Origin of the sequence: Clostridium saccharoperbutylacetonicum N1-4(HMT), from assembly GCF_000340885.1 — a bacterium.
GTDB classification, from domain to species: domain Bacteria; phylum Bacillota; class Clostridia; order Clostridiales; family Clostridiaceae; genus Clostridium; species Clostridium saccharoperbutylacetonicum.
Window position 1 is genome coordinate 3228504 of record NC_020291.1, and the last position, 12276, is coordinate 3240779.

The following is a 12276-nucleotide window of genomic DNA, read 5'->3' on the forward strand; positions in this document are numbered from 1 at the left end:
GAAAGTAGGGAGTTTTATTGAAGATATCAAAAAGATTATTATCAATCTTTACAATTGTATTTTTCATTATTTCCATGATAGTAGGATTTATTAATATTAAAGTAAAGGCAGAAGGAGTTTTATTTAGAGAAAAACCAGTTAAAATAGCGGTATTTTTATATAATTTCAAAGATACATATATTTCTTTAGTTCGTGAAAATTTTGAAGAAATACAAAAAAATAACCAAGGACAAGTTGAGTTTTCATTTTATGATGGAAAAAATGATCAGAAAGAACAAGATGATGAACTTGATATAGTACTTGAAGGGGGAAATGCTGATCTCATATTTTTAAATTTAGTAGATACTAATACAACAATGGAGGCTATTAATAAAATTAAGGCTAAGAATTTACCTGTTATTTTATTTAATAGAGAGCCAGTTGATATAAATGCAATTAAATCATATAGCAAAGCGTATTTTGTAGGAACAAATGCAGCTGAAGCTGGGAAAATGCAAGGAAAAATTATAATAGATGAATGGAATTCAAATAAGAATATGGATAGAAATGGTGATAATGTGCTTCAATATGTAATGTTGATGGGGGAAGAAGGTAATATTGAGGCAATTGAAAGAACAAGATATTCTGTTTCTACAATTAAAAGTGCTGGAATCGAAATTCAGGAACTTGCTATTAAGGTATGTGATTGGAATAGAGAAAATGCAAGAAGGGCTATGGAAGAAATATATTTACTATTTGGAAATAGAATAGAGGCAGTAATTTCAAATAATGATGAAATGGCAATAGGTGCTATCGAAACCTTACAGAAAAATGGATATAATAAAGGCGACAAAACGATTACTATTCCTGTAGTAGGAGTTGATGCTACACCAGAAGCCAGAAAGTTAATTCAGGAAAAAATCATGACAGGTTCTGTTATTCAGGATCCGCATATTATGGCTGAAGTAATATATAAAATGGGAATGAATCTTGTTTTGGAGAAAAAACCACTTGATGGGATACCATATTCCTTTGATGATACTGATGTAGCAGTTAGATTACCATATCATGAATATAAAGGTTAATTTTCATATAAAAAATTTTTAATAATATTCTAAAACAATAGAACTTTTATTTTTTCAGTAGCTTTTTTTAGTATTTCGTTATTCGCCTTTCAACATCTAAGATTTCAAAATATAACAAATACATATTTTTATTATTTGAAAATAAAGAAATATAAACAAAGTACACTTTATGTGAATTGTGCATAGAATCAAATAAAAAATAAGTTCATTAAAGTATGAACTTATGAAAAATAATATTTTAAAATATTACAATTATTTAGCATAATTATAATAAGGTATTTTAATTGTAATGCCTGTTCCGTCGAATTTATAATCAGTGTCATCAATAGGACTTCTTCCAGATGCTAGATTGATTGCTACCTCATAAATTGCCTTTGCATGAAGTTTAGAGTCTTGAACAACTGTACCTGTCATAAAACCTTGATCAATTAATTTCTTGGCTTCAGGTGCACCACCAAGCCCAACAACAGGAATATATTTTGAACTGTCACCTTTGTTGAATCCATACTTTTGAAGTGCTTCAATTGCACCTATGGCCATATTATCATTATTGGAAATTATTGCTTCGATTTTACCATTAAAAGTCAAGAACTCTGACTCAATTGCTGTCTTTGCACAATCTCTTTGCCAATTACAAAAAGTTGAGAAAAGCTCCTCAGTTTTTATTCCAGCATTATTAAGTGCACTAATAGGATACTTACTTCTGTCAAGTGTTAAGAGATTGTTGGATGGACCTTTTAACATGATATATTGAATTGTATTATCTTTATTTTTATCTAAAGTGTTCTTATGAGACTTCCATTCATCAGCTAGGAGTTCACCTTCTAAATTTCCACCTTGTTCAGTGTCACCAACTATAATAACAGATGCAGGATAAGATTTAACAATGTTTGTTAATGAAGATGTAGTAGGGAAAAATAAAATTAATGGGTGTTTCGCTGTAATTATTTTATTAAGAGCATCGCTGACTTCGTATTCATTGGAACTGATAGGAGCCACTACAAAAACATCAAAACCTGAGTTAAGTTCTTTAGAAATATCTGCATTTTGAACAGATTGATTTGCTTTTCCATCAAAAATAGTGAATTGGATTTTATCTCCACTTTCTTTTTGAAGTTCTCCTAAGCTCTTTTTTAAATCAGAATTAAACACATTACTAAGGTCGACTAAGAAGACTCCTACCTTAATTGTTTTTTGAGTAGGAATGTTTGGGCTTGCATATGAACTATTTTCAATACTATGCAATAGTAATATAAAAGTTACAATAAATAGTGAAATTTCTTTAAATATTTTCATTTTAGTCCTCCATAAGCTTTAACTTTATTAAAAGGTATAGTTATAGACTTTCTATAATTCATAGAATTTATTCGTTGCGGTACATAACATTATATGAATTCTATACTAAGTTTGAAGTTAAACTAACAATATAAGAAAAAACGAACAGAAGTTCTTGTATTGGAATGTATTGTCGAGCATAATGGAGAAGATTATAAATGTTTTTGCAATAAATTAATAAGTGAATGCATAACTGTAATAATGAATGGAATAGAGAATCAGAAGAGGAATGCAAAGTATCACCTAATGGATTTTGCACATTGTTAAAATGAGATAGAATAGTAATTGGGAAAAGAAGAAAATTGGAACATCTAATAAATTCTCAAACCCCTTTATAAAATAGTTAAGACATTTATAGAAATAAGGGTGTCTTTTTTTATACAATAAATTGTTAATAATTACAATATAAACAGTATTTCTTTTTTTGCTATGATGAAGTAGCGAAAGGAGGGATATAATGGAGAAAGTGAAAGTAATCAATCAAAAGATTTGTGAAATGAGACAAGCTTTGCTAGATTTAATCAACGAAAAACCAACTCTGATAGATCAAGAAGTTGTCACAGCAAGTCAGGAACTTGATAAAGCTTTGAATGAGTATAATAATTTACTTAACAAAGTAGACAAGTAGAAAAGGGGAGGGATTGAAAAGTCTCTCCTTGATTATTTAAGAAAATGAATTTGCATTTTTTAATACGTAATTTTAGTAACATAGGCATCACATATCAATTGAAGTGTGGTGCCTTTTGTTGTATTTAGAATACCACCGGTTACGGGTGGTATTAACTTAGTTTTAAGTATTTTGAATAAAAGTGTCAGCCATAACTCTATTATTATTGATATAATATTTGATTACTGTTTACGTGGTATATATTCATGATAAGGCATATTAATTGTAACCCCAGTTTCATCAAATTTATAATTTGTACCTTGAAGCGGGTTTAAATTATTAGCTAAATTCATTCCTACAACATAAAGAGCTTCAGCTGTTTGATTTGGATCTTGTGATACAGTACCTGACATAATTCCTCTATCAATTAAATCTATAGCTTCTGGTATTCCGTCAATCCCGAAAACAGGAATATATGTTGAGTTATCTCCTTTATTGTAGCCATATGATTGTAATGCATTAATAGCACCTATGGCCATAGCATCATTATTTGAAATTATCGCTTCTATATTTTTTCCATAGCTTAAAAATAGCAGTTTAATGGAATCTTCTGCACATTTCTCATCCCAATTACAAGTCTTGGATAGAATTTCTTGAGTTTTTATTCCAGATTGATTAATGGTTGAAATAGAATATAAACTTCTTGCAATTGTCACTGTAATATTCTCTGGACCAGTTAGCATAATATATTGCAATATATTATCTCCATTCCTATCAATATCATTTTTGCTTGAATTCCATTTATTTACAACAAGATTGCCTTGTAAAATACCTGATTGAATAGCATCAGTCGATATAACTAGAGCTTTATTATAAGATTTAATAGGACTTATTTCAAATGGTACTGTATTAAATAATATTATTGGAATATTTTTTTGCTTTGCTTTGTAGATAACTGATTCAATTGTACCTTGATCTAAACTGACTAAGTTTAATAACAATAGATCATAATCACTTTGAAGAACAGAATCTAAAAGAGTATTTTGTATCTCCTGATTTCTTTTACCATCATAAAATGTAAAATTGACACTACTAGTGTTTTTATTTTGAATTTCTTCTAGTCCTTTACGAACTAAAGAAATATAAGGATCATCAAAAGTAAATAATAATACAGCAGTTTTAATTTGTTTTTTTGGAATAACCTGTGAATTAGCATGTATCTTAGTATAAGATAGTGACATGATAGTCACTATAATTATAATGAGAAATAAGAATAGAGTTTTGAATATTTTCATTTCAAAGCCACCTTTCATATTTAGTATGGCATTAAAATTAAATAACATTCCTTAATACCAATGAATGAAAAAATAAAAGCAGCAAGTATTCGAAATCCTTGTTGCTTTTATTTTAATGGACATATATCATAAAAACGAAATGTAACATGAACTTTTTTGTTAATGCACATAGAGGATTAAAACAACATGGAGAAAATGTCGTTTATGTTAATAAATATATTGTAGAGAAGAAGAGTTCTCGGTATATAGAGTTATTGAAATTATGAACTAATAAAAAAATAGGAATCATACATAAAATATGAGTCCTTTAAGTATATACATGAACTAAGAATGTTTGGTTACTAGTATTATATCGGTTTTTTTGAAAAAAGAACAAAAGACAGTAAATTATTAATTAATTCGCTGTCTTTTGGCAACCTGCCAAGCTATAAAAGATTAGCAATTATAGTATTAGTAAATTCCCAATATTTATACTATGGATTATTTTAGTTTTATATAATATAATATTCCACAATAACATTAAGGTGGTAATTTTATTTTATGAAGAATATGACTATAGATAAAATCAAAAATACAATAAGAGATCTTCCAGAAGGTGAACAAGAAGTAATATTATAGTTAGCGGAAATATTTAAAGGTGAAGAAGAGAAAATATTAGAATATTGTAAAAATTAATAATCGTAACATATGATACATAAAACAAATGATAATTATAGTATTATTACATCATACAGTAAGCATAATACTAATTATATATATGAGAAAAATGAATTCGCCAAAAAATCGTAAAAAAGAAATGAATAAAATTATAGTATTTTGCACATTAAGGAAATCAATAAAAAAAAGAATAATGACTTAATTGCAATACATTAAGCCATTTAAATTTAGGAGGAAAAAATATGAGCGCATTTTTAGGGAAAATACATTATTGGTTATATGATAAAATAAAATTACATGAGGCATTAGTAGTTAATATAGCTGAATTAGCAAATAAGAATGGTTATAATAGTGTAGCATTAATAAATGATAGTTATGCAAAATACGGAGCACCAATAACAGGTTCATTAGAAGATGAAATTGAGCATACTAATATTCATGGTTGGCTTCAAGAAAGAATTACAAGTGTAGAAAGCAGATTGGCATACGTTGTAACTGAGTTATTAAAAGAAAATGTAATTACAAAGGAAGAGATTACTTATATATTCTCTCAGAATGGAATCGCTGCAATGAAAGAAATAGGAATTAATGAAGCTACTCCTCAAGAACTATTTAACTTAATATTTGATTTTATGCTTGAAGGGATGCCTTGTGATAGGGTGAATGATATCATTGAAAATAGCGAAACAGCAATTACATGGGAAACAACAATGGATCTTCATAAGCGTTTTTGGGATGCAGTAGGAGGAGATGTAAATAATTATCATGATTTCAGAGAGGCTTGGATTAATGGATTTTTAAGTGCAAGTGCTACAGGATATAAATATACTAGAGCAGAAGGCGGGATAAATAAAATAAGTAAATAGGAGTGATTTTAATGGATGGAATTAACTTAATGATTGAAGAGCATAAAAATATAAAGAGAATGTTGCTAGTAATTAGAAAAGCGTGTCTTGGTATTATGAATGGAAAAGAAATTGATTATGCTGATTTTGAAAGAATAATAGATTTTGTAAGAAATTATGCTGATAATCACCATCATGGTAAGGAAGAAAAACTCCTGTTTAATAGAATGGTTGAAGAAATTGGTGGACCAGCTGAAAAGTTAGTAAAATTCGGAATGCTTGTAGAACATGATTTGGGTAGATTCCATATCAAAGAACTTGAAGAGGCACTTACAAAGGTTAAGCTAGGTGATGCTGATGCAAAACTTGATGTAATAGCTTCAGCTATAGGATATGCTAATCTTCTAAATAGACATATAGATAAAGAAGATAATGTTGCATATCCTTTTGCAAAGAGAGAACTTTGCAGTGATACCTTAAATAAAGTTAATATGGAATGTGAAGCTTTTGAAGAAGATATGTCAAAAAACGGAGTTCAAGACAAGTATATTAAATTATTAGAATCACTTGAAGAAAAATATAATTAAGTAATTAATTACTCCTAAAGTTACCAGTATAATAAAAGCTATTTTAACAATACTATTATTGTTAAATAAATTATAATTTTAGGAGGAAAAAATTATGAAACCAGAAAAAATGAGTTCACCTAATACAGGAATCAAATGTGTTGTTAACACATGTCACTATTATATGTCAGGAGATCATTGTACTGCACAACAAATAGAGGTACAGCCAAAAAATGCACATGATACTCAAGAAACAGATTGTGCTACATTTATGCCTGAAAATCAAGGTTTATAAAAGTCTCAGTTATGACATTGCAAATTCTTAAAAAATTTCAAAGTTTAAGGAGAAAATAAAATGGATAACCATGAGATAATATGTTCATGTATGAATGTTTCGGTACAAGATTTAAAAGATGCCATAAAAAATGGGGCAAAATCTTTTGAGGAAGTACAAGAAGTTACTAATGTTGGCACTGGCTGTGGTGGCTGTGTTGAAAATGTTAAAGATTTAATTGAGGAATTATTAGAAAAATAATAATAAATCAAAGTCTGTAAGCTAAAGTGAAAATTGATTACGACCACTTATATGTAGATGCTAATATCTTAATATAAGTGGTCGTAATTTTTTGACAATTATTTATGAAAGGATTATAAAATAATGAAATTTAGTTTGTCATGGTAAATTTTAAAAAATTAAGCTCTCAGTTTGAAGAAATTGTTAGGAAGCCAACTGGAAATTATATCACTCGGAATTTTAATTCCAGAAATGCTTTCTCCTAGTTTTTTCAAGTGAGTGGAGAGAGTGGTAACATTCTATTCCATCGAGAGCATTTAAAGAAACTATTGAATTTAGAAATTCTTCATGGTTATTGGTATAATATCCGTATAAATGAGCAAGGAAAGCTTTACCTCCAGCCTTATGTATTAAAGCAGCCACTTCTGGAACTGTAAGATAACTTTTAGTTTGATCAAGAAAGAATGGGCTATCAGGATTATTTACACAAGTTCTATAAAAGGCATTAAGTTTATCCCATATTTCTTTAGAAAAGAATTTTTCATTTTCAGGATATTTTTTTATATCTGCATGCATTGTTTGTGTTGCAAAATATTTTCCATTAATTGATAAACTTTCACTATATTTAATTCCAAGGTTCCTGCATACTTCCATCATTTTTCTAAGATAAGTATTTTCTCTTTCCAGAAACTTTTCATCAGAAACTATGCCAAGAGAATTTATTTTCTCCAAATTTATACCATATCCCAATACCTCAATTGGTGTACCATTATGTACAACTGAAAATTCACACCCAGGTATAATTTCGCCATCGAAATAATCATGTATGTTAATATCGTTAAGTTTTCTATAAGCACCAATTGAATCATGATCGGTAATGGAAATATATTTTAAACCTGCTTTTTGTGCCTCAATTAGAATTTTCTTAGGTTCATCAGAACCATCTGATGAAGTGGTATGAATATGTAAATCAATCATTTAAATATGCTCCTTGTTATTATTTTCATGATTTATTTTAAAACAATATTTAAAAAATGGCAAATATGAATATATAAAGTATAGTTTAAGTTTGAAAATATTATATGCGCTTAATTTTATGGAAACATGAGGTTTCTATTTGTAATTTAAGTAACTAGTTGGTATTTGATAAGTTGAATATATATTTTGAACAAATTTATTGACAATTGCATAGATATACATTATAGTTATTTTCATATAATGTTTATAAAAATACTAGGAATTTAATTCAGTTAGGAGTTTTGCGCATATAAAGAGAGCAGCTATGCTTTAATAAGAAACTTTAAAATAGTTATGAGTTAAATAGTTAAATTATATTTGAAAGTCAGTGTAATATTGATAGAAAAAGTTATGTATTAAATTTTTCTATTATATTTTTCATGGTCAAAACCTATTAAACATATAAGAATAATTATAGCGATTGAAAGGAGAGGAAATTGTGAAAAAAAATAAGGGGGCTATATTAGTAATTTGTATTATTTTATTTGTTGGTATTTTTGTTAGTTTAAACAAATCGACAAAAAGTAATGCAGCTGATAGGAAATCAAAGGTTGAACTTTTAAATGTATCTTATGATCCTACAAGAGAATTTTATTCTGAATTTAATGCGAGTTTTTCACAATATTGGAAACAAAAAACTGGGCAGGATGTGTCTGTAGATCAATCACATGGTGGGTCAGGAGCGCAGGCAAGATCAGTTAGTCAAGGTTTAGATGCTGATATTGTTACACTGGCACTTGGAAATGATATTGATCAGATTAGTAAAACAGGTCTCATAAAGAAAGATTGGCAAAATCAATTTAATGAAAATAGTGCGCCATATACATCTACAATTGTTTTTCTTGTGAGAAAAGGAAATCCAAAGAATATAAGAGATTGGGATGATTTAATAAAAAATGATGTTTCAGTCATAACACCAAATCCAAAGACTTCAGGTGGAGCTAGATGGAATTACTTGGCTGCATGGGCTTATGCAGCACACAGAAATAATGGGGATCAAGAAGCAGCAAAGGATTTTGTTTCAAAATTATATAGTAATGTTAAAGTATTGGATTCAGGTGCTAGAGCAGCAACAACAACTTTTGTGCAGAGAAAAATGGGGGATGTGCTTATAGCTTGGGAAAATGAAGCATATTTAGCGCTCAATAAACTTGGAAAAGACGAGTTTGAAATAATAACACCTTCACTTAGCATTTTAGCTGAACCACCAGTTGCTATTGTTGATGAGGTAGTTGATAGGAAAGGTACGCGTGAGGTAGCTAAAGCTTATTTAGATTACTTGTATAGTAAAGAAGGTCAAGAAATCGCAGCACAAAATTATTATAGACCTAGAGATAAGGAAGTGGCTGAAGAATACAAAGGTAACTTTCAAGATATTAACCTAGTTACAGTGGATAAGGAGTTTGGAGGATGGGCTAAAGCTCAGACAACACATTTTGCTGATGGGGGGACTTTTGATCAAATATACAAACCTTAAATCAGTTAGGAGTTATGAGTTAAGAGTTGTGAGTTGATGGCAGTTTACAATTTACAGTTCACAGTTTAGGAAGAAAAATCTTCGGACTTTTCTTAGAAACGTGCAATAAGTAAAAAGGAATAAATAGAAATTATTTTTAGGATTGGAGTGTTTGAAATGGGGAGGAGCAAAAGGGTGATTCCTGGCTTTGGAATTACTATGGGTTTTAGTCTTTTGTATTTGGGGCTTATCGTATTAATTCCTTTATCTATACTAGTTATGAAGGGAGCAGGAATTGGAATAGGGAGTTTTTTTAACATTATATTTCAAGAAAGAGTTTTGCATGGATATTGGGTAAGTTTCATGTGTGCGCTGATTGCGGGAGCATCAAATAGTGTATTTGGAATAATTCTTGCTTGGGTTCTAGTAAGATATGATTTTCCATTAAAAAGGTTTGTTGACGGTTTAATTGATTTACCCTTTGCATTACCGACGGCAGTTGCTGGTATAGCTCTTACAAGTTTATATTCTGAAAATGGACTAATAGGACAGTATTTATACTCATTAGGAATAAAGTCAGCATTTTCATTATTTGGAATTACAATTGCACTTATTTTTGCAGGAATTCCTTTTGTTGTACGAACTATTCAGCCTGTATTAGAAGATTTGGATAATCAATATGAAGAAGCAGCACTAATGCTTGGAGCAAGCAAAATAAGCATATTTTTTAAAGTAATATTTCCAGAAATTCTTCCACCTCTGCTAGCTGGATTTGGACTTGCCTTTGCAAGAGGTGTTGGTGAATATGGAAGTGTGGTTTTTATTGCAGGGAATATGCCTATGAAAACAGAAATAGCCCCACTTTTAATTATGTCTAAGCTTGAACAGTATGATTATAATGGAGCGACTGCAATAGCATTAGGAATGTTGCTTATATCATTCTTAATATTATTTTCAATTAACGTAATTCAATGGAGATTAAATAAGGTTAAGCTGATATAAGGGGTGAGATGATATGGAAAGCAGGTTAAATCAAAAAGAAAATAATATTATTAAATACACGTTGATAACTATAAGTATTTTATTTTTAATCCTAATGTTAATAATACCACTAATAACTATAATTTCAGGTGCTATGTCTGAAGGTGTGAGGGTTTATATTAAAGCAGTATCAGATAATTATACTTTGAAAGCTATAAAGCTTACTTTTGTAGCTACAATAGTTTCTGTAGCATTTAACACTCTATTTGGTTTATGTGCAGCATGGGTAATGACTAAGTTTAAATTTAAAGGGAAAAATTTACTTGGAACCTTTATAGATTTGCCTTTCGCAATTTCTCCAGTAGTAGTTGGATTATTACTTGTATTAACATTTGGAAGAGGAAGTATATTAGGGGATTTTTTGAAAAATTATGATATAAGAATAATTTTTACAACTTATGGAATTGTTCTGGCTACGATGTTTGTAACATTTCCATTTGTAACAAGAGAAATAATACCATTAATGAATACTCAAGGAACCGATGAAGAAGAAGCAGCAGCAATGATGGGTGCAAGTGGATTTTATATTTTTAGAAAAATAACTCTACCTAATATAAAATGGGGACTTATATACGGAATAATTCTTTGTACAGCAAGAGCTATGGGAGAATTTGGAGCGGTATCAGTAGTATCAGGGCATATAGCAGGAAGGACAAATACTTTGCCACTGCATGTAGAGGTTCTATATAATGATTATCAATATGCAGCTGCATTTGCAGTAGCTTCTATCTTAGTAATTATTGCAGTGATTATTCTTATATTAAGAAATTTTGTCGAGTGGAAAAGTAAAAAGGAGGGCTAATGGATGTATGTTGAGCTGAAAAATGTAAATAAAACATTTGCAGATTTTAAAGCGTCTGATAATGTTAACTTTAAAATAGAGCAAGGCAAATTAATAGGGCTTTTAGGTCCAAGTGGAAGTGGAAAAACTACAATACTTAGGATGATTGCTGGCCTTGAAACTCCAGATAGCGGTGACATTATTATAAATGGGGAAAAAGTTAATGATGTTGAACCAGGAAAAAGAGGCATTGGGTTTGTGTTTCAAAGTTATGCTTTATTTAGACATATGACAGTATATGATAATGTAGCATTTGGACTTGTAATACAAAAAGCTAAAAAGGATGAAATACAGAAAAGAGTTATGGAGCTTATAGAACTTATTGGACTTAAAGGGCTTGAAAAAAGATATCCTGGCCAATTATCTGGAGGACAGAGACAGCGTGTAGCTTTTGCACGAGCCCTTGCACCAAATCCAAAATTATTATTATTAGATGAACCTTTTGCTGCCATAGATGCAAAGGTTAGAAAAGAACTTCGAAGCTGGCTTAGAGAAACCATATCCAAGCTTGGAATTACAAGTATCTTTGTAACCCATGATCAAGATGAAGCTGTAGAAGTAGCAGATGAAATAATAATAACAAACAAAGGGAAAATAGAGCAAAAAGGAACTCCAGTTGAAATCTATAAAAATCCTAAAACACCATTTGTAGCACAATTTATAGGAGAATCTAATCTTATAGAAGATTACACCAAATTAAAAGGTTTTGAAGATGATGTTAGAGAAACAAAAGCTATAGTTAGACCTGAGTTTATACAATTGGCTAAAAATGATTCTGAAATATTAACTCCTCTTGCAGCTGAAAAAGGAATTGTAAAAGGAACAGCCTTTAGAGGAAGTAATATTGAAGTAGATGTTCAAATTGGAGAGCAGTTATTAAGCGGATACAGAAGCTTAGAAGAAGAACCATTAAAAATTGGAGAAGAAGTTTTGGTTTTAATTCATAGGGTATATGCTTTCAATGATAAAAATGCAAAAGTAATTGAAAATAAAATAAAGACACAAGAGATGTCAGTATTTATTTAAAATTCCTAAGGA

The 12276-nt window shown here is 29.7% G+C and carries 13 protein-coding genes; 10 read left to right on the forward strand and 3 right to left on the reverse strand.

Annotation, left to right across the window (positions count from 1 at the left end):
• The first annotated feature begins 17 nt into the window (after positions 1–17).
• Positions 18–1064 carry a galactose ABC transporter substrate-binding protein gene (locus CSPA_RS14405; protein ID WP_015393041.1) on the forward strand — a complete coding sequence of 349 codons (1047 nt, stop codon included), beginning with the start codon at positions 18–20 and terminating at the stop codon, positions 1062–1064.
• Positions 1065–1316: 252 nt separating this feature from the next.
• On the opposite strand, the gene CSPA_RS14410 is transcribed toward CSPA_RS14405, so the two are convergent.
• A complete protein-coding gene (locus CSPA_RS14410; protein ID WP_015393042.1) occupies positions 1317–2360 on the reverse strand; it encodes a galactose ABC transporter substrate-binding protein in 1044 nt (347 codons plus the stop codon).
• A gap of 496 nt (positions 2361–2856) precedes the next feature.
• Between CSPA_RS14410 and CSPA_RS14415 the strand changes: the two genes are divergently transcribed.
• Positions 2857–3027: an aspartyl-phosphate phosphatase Spo0E family protein gene (locus CSPA_RS14415; RefSeq protein WP_015393043.1), complete on the forward strand. Its 171-nt coding sequence runs from the start codon at positions 2857–2859 to the stop codon at positions 3025–3027.
• Between the two features lie 221 nt (positions 3028–3248).
• Here the strand turns inward: CSPA_RS14415 and CSPA_RS14420 are convergent, their stop codons facing one another.
• A complete protein-coding gene (locus tag CSPA_RS14420) occupies positions 3249–4301 on the reverse strand; it encodes a galactose ABC transporter substrate-binding protein (RefSeq protein WP_015393044.1) in 1053 nt (350 codons plus the stop codon).
• An 899-nt stretch (positions 4302–5200) separates the two neighbouring features.
• Here CSPA_RS14420 and CSPA_RS14425 point away from each other — a divergent pair.
• The 4 genes from CSPA_RS14425 to CSPA_RS14440 all read left to right on the forward strand — a co-directional run bounded on the left by CSPA_RS14425 (position 5201) and on the right by CSPA_RS14440 (position 6904).
• A complete protein-coding gene (locus tag CSPA_RS14425; protein WP_015393045.1) occupies positions 5201–5824 on the forward strand; it encodes a hypothetical protein in 624 nt (207 codons plus the stop codon).
• An 11-nt stretch (positions 5825–5835) separates the two neighbouring features.
• Positions 5836–6390, forward strand: a complete 555-nt coding sequence (locus tag CSPA_RS14430; RefSeq protein WP_015393046.1) for a hemerythrin domain-containing protein — start codon at positions 5836–5838, stop codon at positions 6388–6390.
• Between the two features lie 94 nt (positions 6391–6484).
• Positions 6485–6664: a DUF1540 domain-containing protein gene (locus tag CSPA_RS14435; RefSeq protein ID WP_015393047.1), complete on the forward strand. Its 180-nt coding sequence runs from the start codon at positions 6485–6487 to the stop codon at positions 6662–6664.
• Between the two features lie 60 nt (positions 6665–6724).
• Positions 6725–6904: a (2Fe-2S)-binding protein gene (locus CSPA_RS14440; RefSeq protein ID WP_015393048.1), complete on the forward strand. Its 180-nt coding sequence runs from the start codon at positions 6725–6727 to the stop codon at positions 6902–6904.
• A 219-nt stretch (positions 6905–7123) separates the two neighbouring features.
• On the opposite strand, the gene CSPA_RS14445 is transcribed toward CSPA_RS14440, so the two are convergent.
• On the reverse strand, positions 7124–7861 hold the full coding sequence (locus CSPA_RS14445) for a PHP domain-containing protein (RefSeq protein WP_015393049.1): 738 nt from the start codon (positions 7859–7861) through the stop codon (positions 7124–7126).
• Between the two features lie 478 nt (positions 7862–8339).
• Here CSPA_RS14445 and CSPA_RS14450 point away from each other — a divergent pair, with 478 nt between their 5' ends.
• The 4 genes from CSPA_RS14450 to CSPA_RS14465 all read left to right on the forward strand — a co-directional run bounded on the left by CSPA_RS14450 (position 8340) and on the right by CSPA_RS14465 (position 12264).
• Positions 8340–9377, forward strand: coding sequence for a sulfate ABC transporter substrate-binding protein (locus tag CSPA_RS14450; RefSeq protein ID WP_015393050.1), 1038 nt, complete (start codon positions 8340–8342; stop codon positions 9375–9377).
• Positions 9378–9533: 156 nt separating this feature from the next.
• Entirely contained in the window at positions 9534–10358 is an 825-nt protein-coding gene (gene cysT / locus CSPA_RS14455) for a sulfate ABC transporter permease subunit CysT (protein ID WP_015393051.1), read from the forward strand.
• Positions 10359–10371: 13 nt separating this feature from the next.
• Positions 10372–11199: a sulfate ABC transporter permease subunit CysW gene (gene cysW, locus CSPA_RS14460; protein WP_015393052.1), complete on the forward strand. Its 828-nt coding sequence runs from the start codon at positions 10372–10374 to the stop codon at positions 11197–11199.
• A 3-nt stretch (positions 11200–11202) separates the two neighbouring features.
• The gene (locus CSPA_RS14465; RefSeq protein ID WP_015393053.1) at positions 11203–12264 is read left to right on the forward strand and encodes a sulfate/molybdate ABC transporter ATP-binding protein; all 1062 of its coding nucleotides are present in this window, start codon (positions 11203–11205) and stop codon (positions 12262–12264) included.
• The last annotated feature ends 12 nt before the right edge of the window (positions 12265–12276 follow it).